This window comes from Hoeflea prorocentri, from assembly GCF_027944115.1.
Classification (GTDB): Bacteria; Pseudomonadota; Alphaproteobacteria; order Rhizobiales; family Rhizobiaceae; genus Hoeflea_A; species Hoeflea_A prorocentri.
The window spans coordinates 2,798,160-2,820,781 of the sequence record NZ_JAPJZI010000001.1 but is presented as its reverse complement, the minus strand read 5'-3'; the positions used below and the strand labels follow the sequence as shown (position 1 = coordinate 2,820,781).

At 58.4% G+C, this 22,622-nt stretch carries 26 protein-coding genes and 1 riboswitch; of the genes, 20 read left to right on the top strand and 6 right to left on the bottom strand.

Annotated elements, in window-relative coordinates; translation table 11 throughout:
- The first annotated feature begins 10 nt into the window (after positions 1–10).
- From OQ273_RS13235 to OQ273_RS13220, 4 genes are all read left to right on the top strand, one after another.
- Positions 11–451, top strand: coding sequence for a Spy/CpxP family protein refolding chaperone (locus OQ273_RS13235; protein ID WP_267990970.1), 441 nt, complete (start codon positions 11–13; stop codon positions 449–451).
- 124 nt (positions 452–575) lie between these two features.
- Positions 576–1,172 (top strand): Spy/CpxP family protein refolding chaperone, encoded by a 597-nt coding sequence (locus tag OQ273_RS13230; RefSeq protein ID WP_267990969.1) that lies wholly within the window; start codon positions 576–578, stop codon positions 1,170–1,172.
- A gap of 23 nt (positions 1,173–1,195) precedes the next feature.
- Positions 1,196–1,882 carry a response regulator transcription factor gene (locus OQ273_RS13225; RefSeq protein ID WP_267990968.1) on the top strand — a complete coding sequence of 229 codons (687 nt, stop codon included), beginning with the start codon at positions 1,196–1,198 and terminating at the stop codon, positions 1,880–1,882.
- A gap of 28 nt (positions 1,883–1,910) precedes the next feature.
- Positions 1,911–3,191, top strand: a complete 1,281-nt coding sequence (locus OQ273_RS13220; protein WP_267990967.1) for a sensor histidine kinase — start codon at positions 1,911–1,913, stop codon at positions 3,189–3,191.
- 51 nt (positions 3,192–3,242) lie between these two features.
- Here the strand turns inward: OQ273_RS13220 and OQ273_RS13215 are convergent, their stop codons facing one another.
- The 3 genes from OQ273_RS13215 to OQ273_RS13205 are packed head-to-tail and all read right to left on the bottom strand — an operon-like array spanning position 3,243 to position 4,741.
- Positions 3,243–3,953 (bottom strand): DUF899 domain-containing protein, encoded by a 711-nt coding sequence (locus OQ273_RS13215; RefSeq protein WP_267990966.1) that lies wholly within the window; start codon positions 3,951–3,953, stop codon positions 3,243–3,245.
- Between the two features lie 10 nt (positions 3,954–3,963).
- Positions 3,964–4,410, bottom strand: a complete 447-nt coding sequence (locus tag OQ273_RS13210; protein ID WP_267990965.1) for an SRPBCC family protein — start codon at positions 4,408–4,410, stop codon at positions 3,964–3,966.
- Positions 4,394–4,741, bottom strand: coding sequence for an ArsR/SmtB family transcription factor (locus OQ273_RS13205; protein WP_267990964.1), 348 nt, complete (start codon positions 4,739–4,741; stop codon positions 4,394–4,396). Before OQ273_RS13205 ends, OQ273_RS13210 begins: the two co-directional genes overlap by 17 nt.
- Positions 4,742–4,901: 160 nt before the next feature.
- Between OQ273_RS13205 and OQ273_RS13200 the strand changes: the two genes are divergently transcribed.
- Complete coding sequence (locus OQ273_RS13200) at positions 4,902–6,113, top strand: YbfB/YjiJ family MFS transporter (protein ID WP_267990963.1); 1,212 nt, start codon at positions 4,902–4,904, stop codon at positions 6,111–6,113.
- Positions 6,114–6,222: 109 nt separating this feature from the next.
- Complete coding sequence (gene sbmA / locus OQ273_RS13195) at positions 6,223–7,512, top strand: peptide antibiotic transporter SbmA (RefSeq protein ID WP_267990962.1); 1,290 nt, start codon at positions 6,223–6,225, stop codon at positions 7,510–7,512.
- 58 nt (positions 7,513–7,570) lie between these two features.
- Here the strand turns inward: sbmA and OQ273_RS13190 are convergent, their stop codons facing one another.
- The 3 genes from OQ273_RS13190 to OQ273_RS13180 all read right to left on the bottom strand — a co-directional run bounded on the left by OQ273_RS13190 (position 7,571) and on the right by OQ273_RS13180 (position 9,759).
- Positions 7,571–8,113, bottom strand: coding sequence for a dihydrofolate reductase family protein (locus OQ273_RS13190; protein WP_267990961.1), 543 nt, complete (start codon positions 8,111–8,113; stop codon positions 7,571–7,573).
- Positions 8,114–8,259: 146 nt separating this feature from the next.
- On the bottom strand, positions 8,260–9,246 hold the full coding sequence (locus OQ273_RS13185) for a polysaccharide deacetylase family protein (protein ID WP_267990960.1): 987 nt from the start codon (positions 9,244–9,246) through the stop codon (positions 8,260–8,262).
- 168 nt (positions 9,247–9,414) lie between these two features.
- Positions 9,415–9,759 carry a TraR/DksA family transcriptional regulator gene (locus tag OQ273_RS13180; RefSeq protein ID WP_267990959.1) on the bottom strand — a complete coding sequence of 115 codons (345 nt, stop codon included), beginning with the start codon at positions 9,757–9,759 and terminating at the stop codon, positions 9,415–9,417.
- An 87-nt stretch (positions 9,760–9,846) separates the two neighbouring features.
- On the opposite strand from OQ273_RS13180, the gene OQ273_RS13175 reads away from it, so the two are divergent.
- The 14 genes from OQ273_RS13175 (at position 9,847) to OQ273_RS13110 (ending at position 22,598) form a co-directional block, all read left to right on the top strand.
- On the top strand, positions 9,847–10,434 hold the full coding sequence (locus OQ273_RS13175) for an NnrU family protein (protein ID WP_267990958.1): 588 nt from the start codon (positions 9,847–9,849) through the stop codon (positions 10,432–10,434).
- A gap of 127 nt (positions 10,435–10,561) precedes the next feature.
- On the top strand, positions 10,562–11,236 hold the full coding sequence (locus tag OQ273_RS13170) for a tetratricopeptide repeat protein (protein WP_267990957.1): 675 nt from the start codon (positions 10,562–10,564) through the stop codon (positions 11,234–11,236).
- 37 nt (positions 11,237–11,273) lie between these two features.
- Positions 11,274–12,695: a ribosome biogenesis GTPase Der gene (der, locus tag OQ273_RS13165; protein WP_267990956.1), complete on the top strand. Its 1,422-nt coding sequence runs from the start codon at positions 11,274–11,276 to the stop codon at positions 12,693–12,695.
- A 156-nt stretch (positions 12,696–12,851) separates the two neighbouring features.
- Complete coding sequence (locus tag OQ273_RS13160) at positions 12,852–14,030, top strand: cell wall hydrolase (protein WP_425493378.1); 1,179 nt, start codon at positions 12,852–12,854, stop codon at positions 14,028–14,030.
- A gap of 109 nt (positions 14,031–14,139) precedes the next feature.
- Positions 14,140–14,805 (top strand): class I SAM-dependent methyltransferase, encoded by a 666-nt coding sequence (locus tag OQ273_RS13155; RefSeq protein WP_267990955.1) that lies wholly within the window; start codon positions 14,140–14,142, stop codon positions 14,803–14,805.
- A 246-nt stretch (positions 14,806–15,051) separates the two neighbouring features.
- The gene (locus tag OQ273_RS13150; protein ID WP_267990954.1) at positions 15,052–15,459 is read left to right on the top strand and encodes an AtpZ/AtpI family protein; all 408 of its coding nucleotides are present in this window, start codon (positions 15,052–15,054) and stop codon (positions 15,457–15,459) included.
- Between the two features lie 29 nt (positions 15,460–15,488).
- Positions 15,489–16,238 (top strand): F0F1 ATP synthase subunit A, encoded by a 750-nt coding sequence (locus OQ273_RS13145; RefSeq protein WP_267990953.1) that lies wholly within the window; start codon positions 15,489–15,491, stop codon positions 16,236–16,238.
- 65 nt (positions 16,239–16,303) lie between these two features.
- A complete protein-coding gene (locus OQ273_RS13140) occupies positions 16,304–16,531 on the top strand; it encodes a F0F1 ATP synthase subunit C (protein ID WP_131569648.1) in 228 nt (75 codons plus the stop codon).
- A 148-nt stretch (positions 16,532–16,679) separates the two neighbouring features.
- Entirely contained in the window at positions 16,680–17,234 is a 555-nt protein-coding gene (locus OQ273_RS13135) for a F0F1 ATP synthase subunit B (RefSeq protein ID WP_267990952.1), read from the top strand.
- Positions 17,234–17,713 carry a F0F1 ATP synthase subunit B gene (locus tag OQ273_RS13130; RefSeq protein ID WP_267990951.1) on the top strand — a complete coding sequence of 160 codons (480 nt, stop codon included), beginning with the start codon at positions 17,234–17,236 and terminating at the stop codon, positions 17,711–17,713. The genes OQ273_RS13135 and OQ273_RS13130 overlap by 1 nt, the downstream gene beginning before the upstream one ends.
- A gap of 109 nt (positions 17,714–17,822) precedes the next feature.
- Positions 17,823–17,985, top strand: a riboswitch (FMN riboswitch).
- 84 nt (positions 17,986–18,069) lie between these two features.
- Entirely contained in the window at positions 18,070–18,990 is a 921-nt protein-coding gene (locus tag OQ273_RS13125; RefSeq protein WP_267990950.1) for a DMT family transporter, read from the top strand.
- A gap of 154 nt (positions 18,991–19,144) precedes the next feature.
- Positions 19,145–20,236 (top strand): hypothetical protein, encoded by a 1,092-nt coding sequence (locus OQ273_RS13120; RefSeq protein ID WP_267990949.1) that lies wholly within the window; start codon positions 19,145–19,147, stop codon positions 20,234–20,236.
- A complete protein-coding gene (locus OQ273_RS13115; RefSeq protein ID WP_267990948.1) occupies positions 20,233–22,071 on the top strand; it encodes a hypothetical protein in 1,839 nt (612 codons plus the stop codon). The genes OQ273_RS13120 and OQ273_RS13115 overlap by 4 nt, the downstream gene beginning before the upstream one ends.
- A complete protein-coding gene (locus OQ273_RS13110; protein ID WP_267990947.1) occupies positions 22,068–22,598 on the top strand; it encodes a YdcF family protein in 531 nt (176 codons plus the stop codon). Before OQ273_RS13115 ends, OQ273_RS13110 begins: the two co-directional genes overlap by 4 nt.
- Positions 22,599–22,622: the final 24 nt, after the last annotated feature.

Below are 22,622 nucleotides of genomic sequence, written 5' to 3'. Positions count from 1 at the left end.
AGTGAAGATCATGAACCACAGACTGTCCCTAACCCAGATTCGCCTCATCTGCTTCGCCGGATACTGTCTCATCCTTCTTCTTCTCTATTCGACAGCGGCTCCGGCACAGGATCGGCTGAACAGGAGTGAAGGTTTTTCCCAAGAGAGGATTGTAATGATGGCACAAGAGCTAGACCTGACCGAAGACCAGCGCAAAGCGCTTTTGCCGATTATGCAGCGCTACGGTGAAGAAACCCGCGCAATGCTTGAAAACCACGGCGTCGATCTGAAGGCCGGTGAGCGTCCGCCGGTCAGAAAACTCATGGCCATGCGTTCGGATGCAAAGAAGAACCGGGCGGCATTTGAAAAGGATGTCGCAGGCGTCCTTTCACCGGTTCAGATGGAAGAATTCAAAAAATTGCAGGACAATCGCCGCGCCGACATGCGCGCCCGGTTGCGCGTAAGCCAGTAACGCGCTCGCCGAGATTTACGTTTCTTTACCTTCGGGAAACACCCCCGAAATCGTAGCAACCCACATATCACGAGAAGCCGACATTCACCTGACCGTCGGTCTCCACAAAGCAAGGAGCAAAACCATGTCTGACAACCAGCAAGCCCCGAACGACAAACGGACCAAAAAAGCCAACCGCATCGCGATCGCCGTCATCGTAGGCGCCGGTGTTGCAGCCGGTGGTATTTTCGGTGTCCAGGCCGTCGCCCAGACCAAGACCTATGGGCATATCAAATTGATGACGGCAGACCGTGGCGACATGCAGGAGATTTCCTGGGGCGGCCATCGCCGTGGGCGTTTCGCCAATATGACCAATGCCGAAATCGAGGAAAAAATCACCCGTGCGGTCAAGCATCTCGCAATCGAGATCGACGCAACCCAGGAACAGCAGGACAAGATCGTTGCTCTTGTCACACCCGCCGCCATTAATATGAAAACGGTCCGCACCGAAATGCGCGGAACCGGCTGGGAATTTGGCTCGCTTTTGACAGCCGATGACGTTGATCCGCAGGCAATCGAAGAACTGCGGGCCGAAAAACTTGCGGAAGCCGACGAGATCAGCAAAGAGTGGGTCAATGTCATAACCGAGGTCGCCATGGTGTTGACCCCGGAACAGCGTGAGACACTGCGCGATCATGTGGAGAATTTCCGCTCCAAGCGTGGCGGCTGGTGGCGTCACTGAGCGGGCCGTAAGAAGCAGAAGGCATGACACAGCAAATCCTTCTTATCGAAGACGACAGCCGGCTTGCCGAGATGGTCAGGGACTATCTCGGCGAGTCCGATTTTGACGTCACCATAGCCGGCTGCGGCGCGGACGGTCTGGAGCTTCAGCGTCAGCGTGGTTTCGACGCCGTCCTCCTCGACCTAATGCTGCCTGATATGGACGGGCTTGAAGTGTGCCGCGCGCTGCGCGCCAAGGACAAGGTGCCCATTCTCATGCTGACCGCAAAAGGCGAACCGATGGACCGGATCGTCGGTCTCGAACTGGGAGCCGACGATTACCTTCCCAAACCCTTCGAACCGCGCGAATTACTCGCCCGTCTGCGGGCAATTTTACGGCGCGGCCGGGGTGAGGAGGAAAATGGCGCCCTGCGGTTCGGCAAGCTGGAGATCGATCCGCAAGCCATGGAAGCGCGGGTCGACGGCAAGGTCTGCACCTTGACCCCGCATCAATTCAAGCTGCTGCATATTATGGCCCAAAGCGCAGGGCGAGTGCTTAGTCGCGATTACATCATGAACGCCCTGAAGGGTGAGGATTTGAGCGCCTTCGACCGGTCCATCGATGTGCACGTTTCGCGCATCAGGGCCGAAATCGAAGAAGATCAGAACCACCCGCGGCGGCTGATCACCGTCAGGGGCGCGGGCTATGTTTTCGCTCGTTCGCAGGACTGATGGCGGCGCACGGAAAGGATAGGGCGCGATGCTGATCCGACGACTCTATCTGCAAATCTATCTGACGCTGATTGCCAGTTTGGTGCTGATGGTGATCCTGTCGGCCGTCCTGTGGAAGGTCTTTGACGGCGATCGGGATGAGCAGAAGTTCCTCGACGTTGCCAGCGAACTGGTCGCTATGAGCCTGCCGCCTGCCGATGCGCCGACAGAGCAGCAACGCCAGGCCCTTGAGACGTTGGGCAAAGGGTTCAAGTTCGATGTGAGCCTGTTTGATGCTGACGGTCGCTTTATTGCCGCCTACGGGGAGCCGCGTGAGCTGTCGGAGGGTAGCCGGGAGAACCGCGGCTGGAGGCGTTCGCCGCACGGGCCGACGCTCACTTTAACCCTGCCTGATGGACGAATTCTGATAGCCGACCGGCAGGAAGAAGATGATTTCAATCCTTTGCTCAGTCTTTTGGCTCTGCTGGTCATGGTCGCGCTTTGCGTAGGCATCGCGGCCTTTCCGCTGGTACGACGCCTGACACGGCGGCTGGAAAAACTGCAGCGCGGTGTCGAACGTATCGGCCAGGGTGATCTGAGCGCCCGTGTCGATGTTCGCGGCCGCGATGAGGTCGCAAAACTCGCCTCCAGCTTTAATGAGGCGGCGGAAAAGATCGAGAAGCTGGTCAATGCACACAGGCTGCTTTTGGCCAATGCCTCGCACGAACTGCGCACGCCGCTTTCGCGCATTCGCCTCGGGCTGGAAATGTCGAAAGGCGAACAGGACCCCAAGCGCCGGGCAGCCCTGCAGCGTGATATTGCCGAGCTCGACAGTCTGATCGACGAGATCCTGCTCATGAGCCGTCTTGATGCGGGTGCGAATATCAATTTGACCCAGACAGTCGACCTGGTGGCGCTCGCAGCAGAGGAATGCGCGCGCTACGAAAACTGCGACCTGTCCGGGTCTGCGCCCGAAATACGGGGCGATCAACGCCTGCTGCACCGCCTGCTCGCCAACCTTCTGGAAAATGCGCACAAGCACGGCGCACCGCCGGTTTCTGTCGAGATCGGTTCGCACGACAACCTCGTGTTTTTGACGGTGCGCGACAATGGGTTGGGTATCGCCGAGGATGATCGCGAAAAGGTCTTCCAGCCCTTCTACCGCGGCGCGGACCGGCAGAATGTCAACGGCTATGGTCTCGGCCTGCCGCTGGTGCGCCAGATCGCGGTTGCCCATGGAGGCACGGTTGACGTGTTGCCGCGCTCACAAGAACGCTCGGCAATCCGTGTTTCCTTGCCGATCAAGGCTCCGGCAGGTCAGGCTGCATAAGAAAAAGGGCCGCTGGCGCGGCCCGATTTCAAACGCACGGAACCGACCTAATCAGCCCTTGCCGTATTCATCCCGCAGCCGCACCCAGTCCATAGGGTAGGGCAGTTCCTCCTCGTTGCGGCCCTTCGGCACAAGATCAAGGTAATGATAGGCGGCATTGAGCATGTCCAGCCCGCGCCCGTATGTCGAATAGGTGTGAAACACCCGCCCGTCGTCATCCTTGTAGAAAACGCTGATGCCCGGGGCCTCATCGGCCGGAAACTGGCTCGGGCGATAATTGTAGCGGATCGCATCATTCGCCCGGGCATCTTCGCTGAACGACACATCGAAATCATAGTTGAAATCGCTTCCGAGCGACGAGACCCAGTCGAAACTCCAGCCCATGCGCTGCTTGAAGGCGTTGAGTGTCTCCAGCGGTGCGCGCGATACGGCAACGAGCGTGACGTCGCGAGCGGCCAGATGAATGATGTTGCGGTCGAAATTGTCCGCCCAGAACGAACAGCTTTTGCATCCCGCCTGCCAGTCCGGGCCGTACATGAAGTGGTAGATCACCAATTGGCGACGGTCCCCGAACAGTTCCGAGAGCGCCTTCGGTCCGTTCCCGGTGATAAAGTCATAGGGCTTTGTCACTTCCACCCATGGCAGGTTCCGGCGTTCTGTGCTGAGTGCATCCCGTTCGCGGGTAAATGCCTTTTCGCGCTCGAGAAGGGCAATGCGGGCCTTCAGCCATTCGTCGCGGTCGACAATTGTGTGATCCTGCATGACGGTCTCCCTACGCAAAAAGCTTTTCCAGGCAGTTGAAGCTCGACTGCCAGCCCATGCCGTGGTTGTCGCGGGTAGAGGCGTCGGCAAAGCTGCGCTGGTCCAGCGTCATTTTGGTGCCGCCATCAATCGCCTCGAAGGTGACGGATATCTCCGTTTCCTCGCCGCGTGTTCCGTCCGGCTGGCGCCAGGCCCAGGTGAAAACGAGACGGTTCGGACGATCGATGGTCTTGTAAACCCCGGAAACGAAATGCTCGCCGCCCTCGGCATTGCGCATCGTCGTTTCCCATGCGCCGCCTTCACGCACGTCCAGCATGTGCTGAGGGATGGACATGCCTTCCGGTCCCCACCATTGCACCAGCAACTCCGGGTTCACCCAAGCATCGAAGACCTTTTCCGGCGGAGCGGCGATTGTGCGTTCGATTACCAGGACCTGATCGTCAATCACGGTTGTCATCGTTGCTTTCCTCTTCGTCTTGATTGTCTAGCAGCACCTTTTCCAGGCGATCGAAGGATGTTTCCCAGAATCTGCGGTAACGTCCGACCCAGTCGTCGACACTGCGCAGGCTCTGGGGGCGAACGCGGAACGAGCGGAATTGCCGATCGACGCGCCTCTCAATAATGCCTGCCTCTTCAAGCACCTTCAGATGCCGCGAGATGGCAGGTTTGGAAATATCGAACGGCTCCGCCAGCGTGCCGGCTGTCTGATCGCCTTTCTCAAGAAGGTGTTCGACGATCGCAAACCGGGTCGGGTCGGACAAGGCGGAAAATATGGTTTGCACGTTCATTATTTGCCTCATTAGTTAAATAACAATAATGTTAAATTATACCTGCTGTCAAGAGCGGCGTATGTGATCATTCAATGTAAAGATTCGTAAGAGCCGAGGCGCTTGGTCAGTGTGTCGCGCCGGTCTTGCGCCTTGAACAGCTCAGTGCCATAGGTCGCGCATGCATTCGAGCAATCAAAGCAAGCCGGCTGGCGGGACCGCACCGGGTAAGCGGCCCTCAATCATCTGGCTTGCAGCAGGCGGTCTCATCGCGATGGCGGCAGCCATGAGCTTTGGACGGTTCGCCTATACGCCATTGCTTCCCGATCTTATGAAGGGGCTCGGTCTGACACCGGCAGACGCTGGGCTGATTGCGTCGGCGAACTATACCGGTTACCTGCTTGGCGCCATTGTGGCCGGTTATGGCTGGGCCGCGGGCCGCGAGCGTGCTGTTTTCATTTTCGGTCTTTTTGCGACCACTATCCTGCTTGCCGCGGTGCCGTTTGCCTCTGATGTTTTTGTGATGTCGGCCATTCGGTTTGCTTCCGGCGTCGCCAGCGCCTTTGTGATGATCTTTGTCACGACAATCATCCTCAGTCACGTTGACGTGGCGGGACGACCGGAATTGTCGGCTGTTCATTTCAGCGGTGTCGGGCTTGGTATTGCCGTTTCGGCAGTGCTTTTGATGTTCCTGATTGCCTTTGAGGCCGACTGGCGCACCGGCTGGTATGCCACGGCGGTGCTTGCACTTACCGGATCGGTGGCTGCAATCCTCCTGGTCCGGGTCGATCCGGTCAGGGCTGCCGGTGAGACACGTGAGCCGCCGCTGAAATGGGACAGGCGCCTTGCGGCGATCTCACTGGCCTACGGCCTCTTCGGCGCTGGATACATTGTCACCGCGACATTCCTTGTGGCCATCGTGCGCGGTGGCGGTGAGCAGACGATGGTCGAAGGCTGGGTGTGGCTTGTCACCGGTCTTGCTGCCGCGCCCTCGGTGTTCTTGTGGGCGCCGCTCAGCCGGCGCATCGGCCTGGTCGCGACCTTTTCAGCCGGATGCCTCGTGGAGGCGTTCGGCGTTGGAGCCAGCGTCCTGATACCGGCGCCCGTCGGACCCTTTGTCGGCGGTCTGCTCCTCGGCGCGACCTTTGTGGCCGTCACCGCCTACGGGCTTCAGGTGGGCCGTATCCTGGCACCTCAATCACCGCGCCGTTCTCTTGCCATTATGACAGCGGCTTTTGGTACCGGTCAGATAATCGGCCCCGTCATTGCCGGCTATCTTGCCGATCTGTCGGGCAACTACACATCGGGAAGCCTCGTGGCCGCTGGCGCTCTTGTCGCAGCGGCATGTCTTGCCGTTTTTGCCGGATCACACAAACCGGGAACACAAAAGTGATATGCAATACACCGTGTTCAGACATAGGTATTCGTTTGGGTATTATTGCGATAGTGTTTCGCGGTGGGCGGCCCTATAAGAAACAAAAAAGCAAATAAAGGGATAGAATTTGTTTAAATCCTTTTTCCCCCGGCCCAAGATATTTTTCCTTTCCGCCGTTATATGGACGCTGGTGTGCGCGTTGGTATGGTACACCTATGGTACTGAAATCGGTACAGTTCTGGGGTTTGAGTTCCCGCCGCCTGATACACCGCCGGTTATCGGTATCCATTACTTCTGGACCCAGAGTTTCCTCTGGTTTTACGTCTATTACGTGGTAGCGGTCGGTCTTTTCGCAGCCTTCTGGTACCGGTTCTCACCCCATCCCTGGTTTCTCTGGTCGGTCCTTGGTTCGGCGGTGATTCTGTTTTCCACCTATTTTTCCGTTCAGGTATCCGTTGCTCTTAACAACTGGCGTCGCCCGTTTTTTGATTCCGTTCAGTCGGCCCTGGAAGGCGAAGGTACTGTTACGGCAGGCCAGCTCTACAGTCTTATCTTGATCTTTGCCTACATCGCCTTGATGGCAATCTTGGTTTTTGTCGCTACGCGCTTTCTGGTCAGTCACTACATCTTCCGCTGGCGCACGGCGATGAACAACTATTACATGGACCGCTGGAAGGAAGTGCGGCACATCGAAGGCGCATCACAGCGCGTTCAGGAAGACACAATGCGCTTTGCGGGCATCATGGAAGGTCTTGGGGTCAACATGGTTGATTCTGTCATGACGCTCTTTGCCTTTCTTCCCGTGCTTTGGAGCCTGTCGAGTTACGTAACTGAGTTGCCGATAATTGGCGTAATTCCCTCACCGTTGTTTACGGCGGCTCTATTCTGGTCGCTGTTTGGAACCGTTCTGCTTTCTGTGGTTGGCATCAAGTTGCCCGGGCTGGAATTCAAGAATCAGAGGGTTGAAGCCGCCTACCGCAAGGAGCTTGTCTATGGAGAAGACGATGAGGCTCGGGCTCAGCCACCGACGGTACAGGAGCTTTTCCACAATGTGCGGAAGAATTATTTCCGCCTGTACTTCCATTACATGTACTTCAATATCGCCAGAAGCCTCTACATAAACGCCGACAATATTTTCGCTTATCTAATTCTGATTCCGACAATCGTGGCCGGAAAAGTCACATTGGGCTTGATCCAGCAGATCCTGACGGCCTTCAGTCAGGTCAGCAATTCGTTGCAGTATCTGGTCAACTCCTGGACGACCATCGTGGAACTGTTGTCGATCTACAAAAGGCTGCGAGCATTTGAAGCCGCAATTCGCAATCAGCCGTTGCCCGATATCGATGCCGACTATCTGGCCCGTATCGATTCGTCATCCGATCCGCTTTCCTCCGTGGTCGAAGCCGAGCGGCCGTAACCTGTTTCACAAACCCGGCCATGCCTCATGGCCGGGTTTGAGGGCCTCCGGTTTTCCGCTAATCAGCGGGCCGATCCAGCCGGTACTCCTGAAAAAGATAGCCATTGTCATATGGCCTGGTTTCAAGACAAGTCAGCAAAGGCGCTGCCTTTGATGCGCCGAAAAGGCTGACGCCGCCACCGAGCAGGATGGGCGCGCGTTTGAGCCGCAGCACATCGATGAAACCCAGTTCCAGAAGCGCACCGGCAAATGCGCCGCCGCCGCACAGATAAATCGGCGTATCGCTGCGCTCAATGAGCTCCTGCAAAGCCGGTCCGACCGGCCCGTCGATGACGCGCACATCGCCATCCGCGGGAAGCGCAATCGATTGGGAAAAGACGATCGTGTCCATGTGGGGGTAGGGGTTCTGTCCGGGGGTAAGCCCGAAACGGTAGCCGAACTCGTAGGTGTGGCGCCCCATAATGGCGATACCGTATGTCGCCAGGCGCGCCTGATAATCGTCAACGACGGCCCCTTCATGGGCGAAGCCGGAAATATCACCGTCGGGACCACTGATATAGCCGTCGACCGAAACGGCGACGTCATAGATGATGGAAGGCATGAGATGCTCCGATGTAAAGTAAACCATTTGACCGGATCGGCCGTTGCGAGATGGCGATTACTTGTTCACTGTCGGAGCACTCCTCTTTTCATGTGTGTCTAGAGGCAAAGAGACGGAGAGACAAGTCCGTTGCAGGTCAAAGGGCGCTAGGCGCCGCCGCCTTTCTTGGCTTTGTCGAGCATGTCCAGCGCCATCTCGTATGAGACACAGGCAACATCCTCGCGCCCGCACACATCCGACAACAGCCTCTCGGTCGCGCGCCAATAGGCGCCGCCATTCATTTCAACGAAGTGAAGGCCGATCTGGAAGGGCTGGCGTGATCCGTCATATTCGCGGTCAAAAGCCGTCCGGAAAGCACTGTAGGCTCTTTCCTCGTAGTATTGGCTGTTCGAGGCGTCCTCGACACCGGCCGAATGGCGCACGAACATATTGTAGTCCATGGCGATGATGCGGCGGTTTTGGGGCCCCTCGGGAATAAGCGGCAGGTCGAAGGCGCTCAGCCCTTTGCCCCGGCGCGGTGCTTTCGGCCCCCTGGATATACCACTGGCATCATAGGTGTAGCCGGCGCTCTTCAAAGCGGGCGTCAGCCCGCTGCTGGTCGAAAGATAGGGTGCCCGGAAACCGTTAATGTCGGTGCGGACGAATTGCCGCCAGCCTTCCGGCTCCTCGCCTTTGGCGTCGGCATTGGCCCATGCATTCTCGAGCGTTGAGGAGAAGGCCGCGAGCTCGACCTTCCAGTCGTTTTCACTCCATTCGCCGCCGTCGAAATGGCCGCAGGCGTGGCTGGCGATCTCATGGCCCTCATTGCGTGCGCTCCAGATATGTCCGAGGCGTGCACGCACCTCCGCCGGGCTGTCTGCGAAGCCGACATTTGACCGGCCGGACTTGTTGTCCGGCGCGCGGTACGACCACCGCTGGCTCCGCGTCATCAAAAAGGTGCAGGACAGAAAATAGGTAAATGTAGCGCCGGTGCGCTCGCCGATCTCGCGGCTCTTTGCCCACAGCGCGTTGTCATGCGCGCCATCGAAAGACACGATGACGATTTGAGGCTGTTGCTGCTGGGTCGGCAGCGCCGGTGTGGCGATGAGAGCGGCAAAAACGGAAAGTGCGGTTGTTTTACAAAGACGCGGCATAACAATCCTTGAACGACTGGACACAGAGTACACGCACGCGCTCAATCAGAAGCTGACAATCGCGTGAAGACGCTACAACGCCAAACCCGTTCGGGCAAAATCCGGATGACACTGCATAGATGTGGCTTCGGCGAACGCACAATAAAACAGATTGAGATTAATCTTGCCTTATCGCCCGGCCTGCGAAGCGCAATGCACACATTTTTCAGCCATTGGGTCGATTTCAAGGCGGCCATCGGGAATTTCTGCATCGCATTCGATGCAATATCCATAATCCCCGTCCTTCAATCGCCGCTCCGCCATTTCGATTCGCAGAAGATCGCGCTGTCGCTGTCGTTCTTGCGCCTCCGCCATGGCTTGCTGCTGCATGGAGTCCATGCGCGAAAGCCGGCCAACGGCCTGCTGGTCCAGCATGACCGTCGAGCGGGCGTCTTCGGAGAGTTTCGAGACCGCCTCCAATTCATCCTTGCGTGTCGCCAGACGCTTTCTTGCAATTTCAAGATCAATCGCCATGTCATATGCTAGCGTGATAAGTGCTCAAACAGAAGGGCGGGGTAGGCCAGTACGCCCGCTGGGGCACGTGAACAGACGGGGGTTATTATGCTGATTTTGATATTGGGGCTCGTGCTTTTTCTCGGCGCGCATTCGACGCGGATATTCGTCCCGCAATTCCGTGACCGCGTCATTGCCGAGCGCGGAGAAAATGCCTGGAAAGGCCCCTATACCGTTGCATCACTTGCCGGCTTTGCGCTGATTATCTGGGGCTTCTCGATGGCCAGATATGAAGGACCGATCCTCTATACGCCGCCGGTCTGGATGAGCCATATCGCGCTGTTGGTCATGCTGTTGTCCTTTATCAGCCTGGCGGTTTTCGGCATGCCTGCCGGCAAGCTCAAGGCGGTCCTGAAACATCCGATGATTGTCTCGGTCAAATTGTGGGCATTTGCCCACCTCCTGGCCAATGGCGATCTTGCTTCGCTGCTGCTCTTTGGAAGTTTTCTCGTTTGGGGGATTGTCGACCGCATATCCTTGGCCCGCCGCGACAGGGCCGGCCAGACACAAGCAGTAGACACAGGACCGGTCAGGAATGACATCATGGCGGCGCTGGCCGGTTTCGTTCTTTACCTTGCCTTTGTCTGGAAACTTCACGAATGGCTGATCGGTGTTCCGCCGGTCGTGATCGCCTGATGCGGAAATTGATATTTCCCCTTACATGCGGCTGAAAATCGGCTACAAGGCCCGCCAGCACGAAAGAAAAATGATTGACGGGCCGTCGCCCGCATCAAGTTGAGGACCGGTTGATCCGGTACATATCATGTCCGACGACAGTTTTATCCGCGAGGTTGATGAGGAACTGCGCTCTGACCGGATGAAGTCCATCTGGAAGCGCTTCGGTAAATACATCATCGCGCTCGCCGTCCTTATTGTTCTGGGCACGGCTGCGGACCGTGGCTACGATTACTGGCAGGAAAACCAGGCGTCCAAATCCGGTGATACGTTCCTCGCCGCCCTCAACCTCGCCCGCGAGGGCCGGCAGGATGAGGCGCTTGAGGCGCTCCGCGGTCTGGAAAATGACGGTTACGGAGCCTATGCGGCGCTGGCACGCATGCGGGCCGCGACCGTGCTGGCAGACTCTGGCGACCACCAGGGCGCGATTTCGGATTTTTCAACGATCGGCAACGACCGTGGCATTCCAACAGCGATCCGCGACATCGCGCGTGTCCGCGCCGCCTATCTGCTGGTCGACCATGGATCCTATGAGGATGTGTCGGCCCAGGTCGAGGTTTTAACCGGAGCCGACAATCCCATGCGTCACTCCGCCCGCGAAGCGCTTGGTCTTGCCGCCTGGAACCAGGGTGACCTGATCCAGGCGAAGCAATGGTTTCAACAGATCGCCGACGATACCGGTGTGCCCGCCGGCATCACCCAGCGCGCGCAGCTTATGCTTGATGTCATCACCGCGAGCGGGCTGGGCGGCGGCCAGTCCTGATTGATAAGGCTCCGGCCGCGCAGGTAGCGAGACGCAAATGAGCTTTACGGTAGCGATTGTAGGCCGGCCCAATGTCGGCAAATCGACGCTGTTTAACCGGCTGGCCGGCCGCAAGCTGGCGCTTGTCGATGACACACCCGGCGTCACCCGCGACCGCCGCCCGGGCGATGCGAAGCTGGTCGATTTGAAATTCGGCATCATCGATACCGCAGGCCTTGAGGAAACCGGTCCCGACACGCTGGAAGGCCGCATGCGTGCGCAGACGGAAGCGGCGATCGACGAAGCTGATCTGGCGCTTTTTCTGATCGATGCGAAGCTCGGGCTGACGCCGGCGGATGAGACCCTGGCGACAATCCTGCGCAAACGCGGCAAACCGGTGGTCCTGGTGGCCAACAAGGCCGAGGCACGGGGTGCGCAGGACAGCCTGCTTGATGCCTATCGTCTTGGCCTCGGTGAGCCCTGCCCGATATCCGCAGAGCATGGGGAGGGCATGCTTGACCTGCGTGACGCGATTGTCGATGCGATCGGCGAAGACCGGGCGTTGCCCATTGATGAGGACGACGAGGCGGAAACCGATATCGACATCGCTCCGACGGGCGACGATGAAGAGGATGCGGACGCCGGCTATGATGAAAGCAAACCCTTAAGGGTTGCCATTGTCGGACGGCCGAATGCCGGCAAGTCCACACTCATCAACCGCTTCCTTGGCGAAGACAGATTGCTGACCGGGCCGGAGGCCGGCATTACGCGCGATTCCATTTCCGTCGAATGGGAATGGAAGGGCCGCCGCATCAAGATGTTCGATACGGCCGGCCTCAGGCGCAAGGCGAGGGTTCAGGAGAAGTTGGAAAAGCTCTCCGTTGCCGATGCCTTGCGCGCCATCCGCTTTGCCGAGGTTGTGGTGATTGTCCTTGATGCCGATGTGCCGTTTGAAAAACAGGATCTTCAGATCGCCGATCTTGTTATTCGCGAGGGCAGGGCTCCGGTCATCATTTTTAACAAATGGGACATGATCGAGGATCGCCAGGAAGCTTTGGCGGACCTTAGGGAAAAGACCGAGCGCCTGCTTCCGCAGGTACGCGGCATACAGGCAGTCCCGGTCTCCGGCCTGACGGGAGCCGGGCTTGATCGTCTGATGCAGGCCGTCGTGGACACACACAAGATCTGGAACCGCCGCATCGCCACGTCGAAACTCAATCGCTGGCTGGAATCCATGCAGGTGCAGCATCCGCCGCCGGCAGTGTCCGGCCGCAGGATCCGGCTCAAATACATGACCCAGATAAAGGCCCGCCCGCCGGGCTTCGTCATATCCTGCTCCCGGCCCGAAAAGCTGCCCGCCTCCTATACGAGATACCTCATCAACGGTCTGCGCGAGGACTTCGATCTGCCCGGAGTTCCCATCCGCATTTCCTTCCGCAAGGGGGACAATCCGTATGCGCCGCGCCGTAAGCGCCGATGACCGGAAACGGGCGCCCAGCAAATTGCTACACGCGTGAAATAATTCTTTATCGGACAATGTGTGAAAAACGCAGGGCTGCCCGATTAACGCTCCATAAAGGTTAATACTCCATCATCCGAACAATAGTGTTCAGTACGGGTGCGCGGAGTAGGGTAAGTGCGTCAGAGATTAGCCGTTGTGGGCCGGCTTGCGTCGTTCGACCGGAGCTGGTCAGCTCCTCTCGCTTTCGGGGCGTTGGCGTTTTTCGTTTCAACATCGACAACCGCGTATTCGGATATGGCAAGCGTCATCTCGGGTGCTGCCAGCGGCAAGGCCCGATGGCAGACCTATCTGGTTGATGCGCCCGCAGGCTCGATCCACAACGCCGAACTCGTTTTTACCGATCCGATCACCACCGGCTCAACCAGCTCCTCCGTTTCCATGAAGACGCCCGATGGCCGCACCATCGCCTTTCGTCACAAATCGGGGGCGGTGGATGCCGGACCCGATGAAGATCGTGTGACGCGTGATCAAAAGCGCGGGCGCGTGACGACCAGCGTACCGGTGGCTCCGCCGAAGAATTTTTCCGCGGGATCCATCCTTGAGCGCAGGAGCATGGTCATCAGCCCACCCGATTCCGGCTCGGTTCAAATGGCCTTCGTCGATCCGGACATCAAAGGCAGGGAAGTCCAGATTGCAACGGTCTTCCACCCACGGAAGGAACCCGGTCAGGCCAGCAAATTGCCGGTCATGATTGCGAACCTCGTAACCAATGACAAGCCGGATATCCTGGCAACCGCCTATGCTCCCGCAAAGCCTGACTACGCAAGGGTTTCGCCCTTTGCATCCGTGCTTGCGAACAGTGATGACAATGGACGTTTCTTCCCGCCGATCCCCAAGAACGATCATGCCTGGGCGGGCCACGCGCTTCCGGCGCACGTCTTTTCCAAGGAAGAGCAGCGCTGCCTGACAGCAGGTATTTATTTCGAGGCGCGGGGTGAGCCGGTCAAGGGTCAGGCCGCCGTTGCCCAGGTCATATTGAACCGGGTTCGCAACCCGGCCTATCCGGACACCGTCTGCGGCGTGGTTTATCAGAACAAGCGCTGGCGTAACCGCTGCCAGTTCTCCTTCGCCTGTGATGGCATCAAGGACCGCGTTCGCTCCAAGCGGCACTGGAGCATTGCCGGCGATGTCGCAATGGCCGTGACGGCCGGAAAGATCTGGTTGGATCAGGTCGGCTCCTCCACCCACTATCATGCCACCTATGTCCGCCCGAAATGGGCGCGCAAGATGAAGCGTGTCGGTCGCATCGGCCTGCACATCTTCTACCGCACACACGGTGGCGGCTGGAGCTAGAGCTCCCCTCAATTTCGTACACAAGTCTGTTTTTGGCGCTTGCTCCCGCGTTGGCGCGAGCCTATTTCATGGGCGCAAATCGGCAGTGAGCGGCATGAAGGAGTAAGCAATGGCCACCTGCAACATATGCGGCGGAACCCAGTTTCGGGCCGGGCCCTCCGGCAGGCTTGCAAGGAACGGCCAGAAACCGCGTTGCATCACCTGCACCTCGCTGGAGCGCCACCGGATCATAAGACAGGTCTATGACGCGCTGCCCGACGATATGCTTTCATCGGCCGAAGCCTTGCAGTTCTCCCGCGATATCGCCGCCCCCAGGGAACGGTTCAAGAGCATTGAGATCTCTGTGTTCGAGGAAGAAAACAGTCTCGATCTGAGCGCGATCGAGCGCGACGATGCAAGTTATGACTGGATTATTGCAAATCATGTGCTTGAACATGTCGAAAATGATTTTGCCGGCATGCGTGAACTGCTCCGCGTACTCAGGCCGGACGGCGTTTTGCAGGTGACAGTGCCGGTGACCGCCTTTTGTGTGGAAACCTTTGAGCTTGGCCGTGCCGCACCGGAGAGCCATTACCACTGGCGCGGCTATGGCAGCGATCTGCCGATGCGGTTTCGCTCTGAACTCGATGGAATCTATGGCCTGGCGGCAATCGGCAGCGATGCGATGACCGAGCGCTGGGACGTGGTTTACCTGTTTACGCCTGCCCATGCGCGCATGCTGGCCATGAGCGAGGCGCTCTTTGCCGCCAATATACCGGTACTGCGCTGTTGCTGAGTGCGGAGGTCGCGTAGCCGACGGCATGCATGGTGCGGTCAAAGTGCCGCAATGCAGTGTGATTCTATGGAACGAAAGTATCAGGAATCGGCGCCACCGACATAAGTATTTGTTTTAAAACAAAAAAATAGAGAAATGGATGCCTGGAAAGTCGCCTTGACTTGGCATGGGCGTAAAACTATGTTGCGCGCGACTTCGGAACGGTCCCGTTCCAAATTGTCAGGCACCTTGTGGAGCGCGACTTTCATGCGAAAACCAGCGCAAAACAAAGGAACAGATAACACTGCTCCTGACGATGAAGAACGGACTGATCAGGCCGATGACCTTGAGGAGCGTCGCAGGCAGTTGGAAGCAGAACTTGCTTCCCGCAGGCCGGAAGACAAGCAAGGCAAAGATGCTGAATGGGCGGGGAAATCGTCCTATGCCAAGGCATTTCAGCTCTCTACCGAGTTTGTTGCAGCGATTTTTGTGGGTACGCTTCTCGGTTATCTGATCGACCGTTTTCTGGGGACGACGCCCTGGGGGATGATTATCTTTCTTCTCCTTGGTTTCGTGGCCGGAGTATTGAATGTCATGCGTTCTGCGGGCCTTGTGGCGGAAAACCGTCTTGGCCCGAAGGACAAAGAGGTCAATAACCATAACGCCGATGGCTGAACCGGCCGGCGCAAAAAGAGAGGCATCCGGTGGCAAACGATCCGATCCACCAGTTCCAGATCAGCAAGCTCATCCCGATTGAGGTGGGCGGTCTCGACTTCTCGTTCACCAATTCGTCGTTGTTCATGGTTGCGACCGTCGCCGTTGCAGCCGGCTTTCTGTTCCTGACGACATCCAATCGCGGCATGGTTCCAAGCCGTATGCAGTCCGTCTCGGAGATGTGCTACGAGTTCGTGGCCTCGATGCTGAGAGACGGCGCGGGCTCCGCCGGCATGCGCTTCTTCCCGATGGTGTTCTCGCTCTTCATGTTCATTCTTGTGGCTAACCTGTTGGGAATGTTCCCATATTTCTTCACAGTAACGAGCCACATCATCGTAACTTTTGCCCTTGCCATCCTCGTGATCGGAACTGTGATTGTCTATGGTTTCTTGAAACACGGGCTGGGCTTTTTGAACCTCTTTGTTCCGAGCGGTGTGCCCGGTCTGTTGCTGCCGCTGGTGGTCGCCATTGAGGTCATCTCGTTTCTTTCGCGCCCGATCAGCCTGTCGGTTCGTCTCTTTGCGAACATGCTGGCCGGACACATCACGCTCAAGGTTTTCGCCGGGTTCGTCACCTCCCTGAGTGCGCTTGGCGCACTCGGTATCGGCGGCGCGATCCTCCCACTGATCATGACCATTGCTTTGACTGGTCTGGAATTTCTGGTGGCCTTCCTGCAGGCCTATGTCTTTGCGGTACTGACGTGCATGTACCTCAATGACGCCCTGCATCCCGGACACTAGGAGAAGAATCAGGCGGTTCTGCCGCCAATTATCAGCCGCAATTATCCCATTCGAAGGAGTTCATTATGGAAGCGGAAGCAGCAAAATACATCGGTGCAGGCATTGCATGTCTCGGCATGGGTGGCGCCGGTATCGGCCTCGGCACGATCTTCGGTAACTATCTGTCGGGCGCTCTGCGCAATCCGTCGGCTGCCGACGGCCAGTTCGGCCGCCTGATCTTCGGCTTCGCCGTGACGGAAGCCCTGGGCATCTTCTCGCTGCTCGTGGCACTGCTCCTCCTGTTTGCCGTCTGATTTAAAGACCGGCACACCGGCCGCGCTTCTGGCGCGGCCATGGAACGGCCCGTCCTCTGGTGGCGGGCAAACACGTTCCGGCAGTTGAGCCGCGGTGCCCGGACCGTCCGACGGTCGGGGCTGACGCGGACCTATCTTGGAGGCAACAATGTTCGTCACAGCGGCCTATGCAGCCACTGCTGAAACCGCAGAACATGCGGCGGAGGGTTCTTTTCCGCCCTTTGACAGCTCCACATTCGCATCCCAGCTTCTGTGGCTCGTCATTACGTTCGGCCTTTTCTACCTTTTCATGTCGCGTGTCGTGCTGCCGAGGATCGGCAGCATCCTGGAAACGCGCCGCGACCGGATTGCTCAGGATCTCAATGAGGCAAACCGGCTGAAGGAAGAGGCGGATCAGGCATTTGCAGCCTATGAGCAGGAACTGGCGGACGCCAAGTCGAAGGCTCATGAGATTGCTCAGGCGGCCCGTGATGCGGCCAAGGCCGATGCCGATGCCGAACGCGCAAAGGTCGAAGCCGAGGTGACCAAGAAGCTGGAGAAGGCTGAAGCCGAGATCGCCGGCGTGAAAGACAAGGCGCTTGCCGAGGTCGACGCGATTGCCGCCGACACGACAGCCGCCATCGTCAATCAGCTCATCGGCGGAACCGTGGCCAAGGCCAAGCTGAGTGCCGCGGTCAAGGCCGCAGCCGAGGGGAGGGAATAATGGACGCTTCATTCTGGGCTCTCGTCTCCCTCATCCTGTTTCTGGCCCTGCTTGCCTATCTGAAGGTTCCGGGCATGTTGACCAAGTCGCTTGACGACCGGGCCGACAAGATCCGCAACGAGCTCGACGAAGCCAGGCGCCTGCGCGAAGAGGCGCAGCAATTGCTCGCCGAGTACCAGCGCAAGCGCAAGGACGCCGAGAAGGAAGCCAGCGAAGTCATCGCAGCGGCTGAACATGAAGCGGCCGGCCTTGTGGCTGAAGCACGGCAGAAGACGGATGATTACGTCAAGCGCCGCACGGCGATGGCCGAGCAGAAGATAGCGCTCGCCGAAGCTGAGGCTGTCAACGAGGTCAGGCAGTCGGCGATCGATATCGCTGTTTCGGCCGCACAGACCATCATTGCCGACAAGGCAGACGAGAAGACGACCGGCGAGTTGTTCAAATCCTCCGTTGCGGAGCTGAAGGAACGGCTGAACTAAGCCGAAAAAGCAGACAGAGATTTCAAAGGCCGGGTATTTCCCGGCCTTTTGTTTTTTCCGCAACTGGTTTATCCATAGCCGTGCAGCCGGTGTCTGACGGCACCGATGCATTCGTTCTCAGGGCGGGGTGAAACTCCCCACCGGCGGTAACGAAACCCGGTGCGCAAGTGCCGCTTTCGAAGCCCGCGAGCGCCCGGTCTTATGGACCGGGGTCAGCAGATTCGGTGTGAATCCGAAGCCGACGGTTATAGTCCGGATGGAAGAGAACGGGTGGAGGCGCTGGTCATTCCACGCGTGGAATGCCTGCGTTCATGCCTGTTGCCCTGATTCCTCAAAGGTTCTGAAAGGACCACATGATGAATCAGACAAGACTTCATTCAAACCTCTTTGCGGTCTCGAATGGCGGCGCCCTTGCCGGGGCTGCATTCATGATTGCGGCCGGCGCTGCCTTCGCAGTCGTCAACACATCGCTCCAGGCGGTGACAATGAGCATGGGTATGGCGCCGACGGCCGCGGCCTTCTGGCAATATCTCGTCGCCATGTTGTGCTGTTTGCCATGGGTGATGCGCACCGGCTTCGGTGTTCTGAAAACCGAAAACGCCGGAGCCCACATATTGCGGGTCGTTATGGCGGCGATCGGCGTCCAGTTCTGGGTTGCCGGTCTTGCGCATGTGCCCATTTGGCAGGCAATCGCGCTGATCATGACATCGCCCTTTTTTGTCACGCTCGGCGCGGGACTTTTCCTTGGTGAGCGGGTCGGGATCGCGCGCTGGACGGCAACCGCTTTGGGTTTTGCCGGCGGCATGATTATCCTCGCGCCCTGGTCGGACGCCTTTACTGCGGCTACCATGCTTCCCGTCGCCGCAGCCGTTTTCTGGGCCGCGACGTCGCTCATGACCAAACGCCTGACAAAGTTCGAATCGACACGAACCATTACGCTCTACATGCTGGTGTTGCTGACCCCCATCAATGCCGGCCTTGCGGCGGGCTCTGGCGGATTTGCGGTGCCTGACCTTTCCGCTGCCGCTCTCGTGGTTCTTGCCGGAGCCATGACGATGGCGGCCCAATGGCTGATCGTTCGTGCCTATGCAAGCGCCGATGCGGCCTATGTCCAGCCTTTCGATCATGTGAAGCTGCCGCTCAATATCATGGCGGGCTGGATCGTCTTCGGCTTTGTGCCGGGCGGAAATCTCTGGTTGGGGTCGCTGCTGATTGTCTCGGCGTCGATCTTCATTGCACATCGTGAAACGCGCCAGGCGTCCCTCGCCAGGGCCTGAAAACCGGTCGGTCCCATAATCATATGGGGCCGGTCGCCATTTACCTCATGTTGAAGCGGCATTTGCAAGGAAGCCGGAACAGCCTGATAATTACGGCCAGCAGGCTGGCGTCTTTGCATCGTGACCATGCTTGTAACGTCGTGGGGGGATAGCGATGAACAAGGATTTGGAACAGCCGCAAAAGGGCGGGATGCCGGGCGGGGAAGGCCGCTCGGCGGCTGGTAAACCGGCCGCGGAACCCGAACCAGTGGCGGCTCGCGAAAACACGCTCTCAAGCCATGTGCCGCTCTTGCTGGCAATTCTTATCGGCCTGTCCTTGTGGATTTATCTCTACACCGAGTTCTTTCCGGTCTTCGGCAGCATCGTCGGGCTGGGCGGCGTTCTGGTGGTCGTACCCGCCATGAAAGGGCTGATGGCGAAGGAACGCCAGGAGGCCTACGCAAGCTATTTTGACCAGATGCTGTTTCAATCGCACCTGACCGCCAAAATCTACGTTGCCTGTCTGCTGGTCATCGTCTTTGTCGGTTTCGTCATGCTGCAGCCGGCACGGTTTTACAACGCCTCACTCGATCGGCCGATTGAGGTCAGCTACCGTTCGGTGTCGTCGAATGGTGAGGGTGGTGAATGGGCTTCTGTTTATCTGCAGCCGCGTCAGACCAAGCCGATGCCGCTTCTGCGGCCCGTGTTTGGCGGCCCGGCTGCTCTTGATGTCAAGGCATCCGGCTTGCCGCGCTTCAGGCGTCAGGTCAGTGGCCTGAGCTGGCCGACAATCACACTGCCGTCGGCGGCATGGCGCGAACCTGTCATCATTCTGCGTCCCGACGCCGACCTGATGGCACAGCTTAACGTGCGTCTGCCGCGCCTGACGCTTGAACTGCGGCGCGCCGGCGAGGATGCACTTGTATGCGAGGAAAGCGAGCCCTGGTTCGGATCACCCATCTGGATCGGGGGAGGCGAGGACACGCTGGCGGTTCCTTCACGGCTGGCGACGCTCTGGCGTAACGAACATGCGCTCGCCTCGCTGCGCGGAACCGAACGCGGCCTGTCGCTTCTGACAAGCGGGATCAGCCGCCGCCTGGCCTGCGCCGACATAGCGGAGCGGCCAGTGCGTCTGTTGCCAAGTGATGAGCTGCATTTTAGGATCGTGGCCGGCAACGGTGATGCCGTGAGTGAAGGGACCATCACGATCAATGGCGATGAGCCGTTCCCGATGGAAGTGGTCGCGCAGGTGAGGTCGCCACAATGAACCACCCCTTAAGCCTTATGATCGCATCTGCGTTTCTCTGGATGGCTGCAGCCGCGCCGTCATCGGCGGAAAAGCTTCCGATCAACATAAAAATATCCTTCGATGCGTATGATCTGATTGATGATTTTCCCGGCGGGCGTGAAGTGTTGCGGGGTAAGCTACATCCGGAATTGTCCGCCTACGTCATAAAGAAACTCGGCAGGGTCTGGGTTCTTGCGGATCAGCCGGTGGAGAACGTTCTTCTTCTCAGTGTTGAGGGCAGCGCTTACGAAGAATCGCCCTATATCGAGATGCGCTTCAACGACGGCAACCATGAACTGCTCGAATATCAGGGCGCTTTGGAAGTCGGCGTCCCCGCGCTCGGCGATCGCTTCGCCGATAAGCTTGGCTCTGTCTTGAAGCGGGCAGTTCGCAGCAATGTGGGCCGTATGCGCTCGATTTCCGAGGGTATCCGCTCACGCTGGGATTTTGGCGACCCGACCGATCTGCACATCGAGCGCCTGATGGATGCAGCTGCGAGGCGCACCTATTCCCCGCGCATGGCGGTGCTGGCGCTTGACGGTCAATCACCGGGCCGTGTTGCCGCGAGCGATGACGGGTTGATCAAGCAGACCCTCTACCTCGGACCGGGCGACGAGGTCCGCGGCACACTGAGGCCGATCCGCTATGATTCAGTGCAGACCGACGTGGCAATGTCAGCGAGATTTTGCCTGCAGCGCCGTGATCTCACGGAACATGACCGCGACTCCGCGCAGGTCGGCTATCACTGTCCCATCGATGGCGACTGTAATACGAATGTCGTCGCGCCGGAGGGGTGGGCGATCACCCAATGCGAACAGCAGGGCGGTTTTCTCGACCGTCTGCGACAGGAGTTTACGTCCACAGCCTTTGCAGCCGAGCAGACGGAACTGCACTGGTCCGTTCCGCCTCTCGAAATGCTCTACCAACAATCTGACGATGAGCGCCAGGCCAATACCGGCTTTACGGATTTCACCATTGAAACAGACACGCCACTCGGCGTTGAAGCCGATGCTGTGGTTCTGGAGGTTTCGAGCAATGGCGTGCCGATCTGGCTGAACTCGGTCCCGCCGGCTTCAAATCAGATCCCGATTGACCCGGGAGACGGCTTGCTTCTTCGTTTTGGTCTTCAGAACCTTCAGCTTGCCGACAGGCGTGACGGCTGTGAAGAGCTGGATGCGCGTTTGGTCTTCTATCAACAGGGCGAACCAACCGGTGATGCCGTGGAATTGACGCGGCTTTACGCGCCTTTGCGCCATCCGGCAGAACGTACCATGCAAACAGGTGTGGGGCCGATCAAATGGTGGGGCCGGTATCGCCAGCCTGCAGGCCAAAAGGAATCCGGAATTTTCCTGTTGTCGAGCCTGTTCCATCCAGATGAACCGGGCGCGCAAGAGGCGGCGCTCGACCGGCTGAACAGCATCAGGGCCGACTTTGAGGCCGCCAATCTGTCGATCTCCGCGCAGGATCTGGGCGGTGTTGTCGGTCTCGTTGGCAAACCTGATATCAGGGAAAACGCTGAAACGACGCAATTACAGCTTGTCGGCAAGATCCGCCCGCCGCGCACCGTGCGGACCAATGGCTCCATTGCCTATGGTTTGCAGCTGGGCCTGCGTGCACCCAACGGGCTTTTGCAGTTCACCTATGATTGGGGGCAGGCCCAAAAGCTTCTGGATATTCTGGTCGAGGCGCGAAGCGGCAATTCTGACTTGAGGCGGATCATCCCGGCTCGGAAAAAGGACTTCTACGTCTACACCTACACACCAAAAAGGCAGATCGGGCCCGACTGGGCCTGTGATGTGAGCCGGGCCGGTTGAGCGCCGCCGATGCAATCGTCGTCTTCGGTGCCGCGGTCTGGGCAAAGGGCAAGCCGAGCCCGACCTTGAGGCGGCGCACGCTGCACGCCATTGCTCTTCATAAGGATGAGGCCGCGCCATTGATTGTGCTTTCCGGCGGTCTGGGAAAACACCCGCCAAGCGAGGCGCAGGTCATGGCGTCCTTGTGTATCGATGCGGGTCTCAAGCCATCGGATCTGATATTGGAAGACCGCTCCACATCGACATTCGAAAATGTTGCTCATAGCGCCAAATTGTTGAGTGAGCGCGGGCTTAAAAAGATCATCGTCGTCTCGGATGCCTATCATCTGCCCCGTATCAGGATGTGTTTTCGCTATCTGGGCTTTGAGACGACGGCCAGTTCACCGCCGGAGGGCCTGGTTCCGACGCGCAGACGCCGGGTTCTGTTGTCGTGGCTGCGCGAGCTTGCAGCGCTTCCCTGGTACTGGATCACCATGCACAAACGGCTCGGCGCCACACGTTCAGCGCTCCGAATCGAAAGGGCATAAACAGCCCTTACTCTGTCCTGAAAG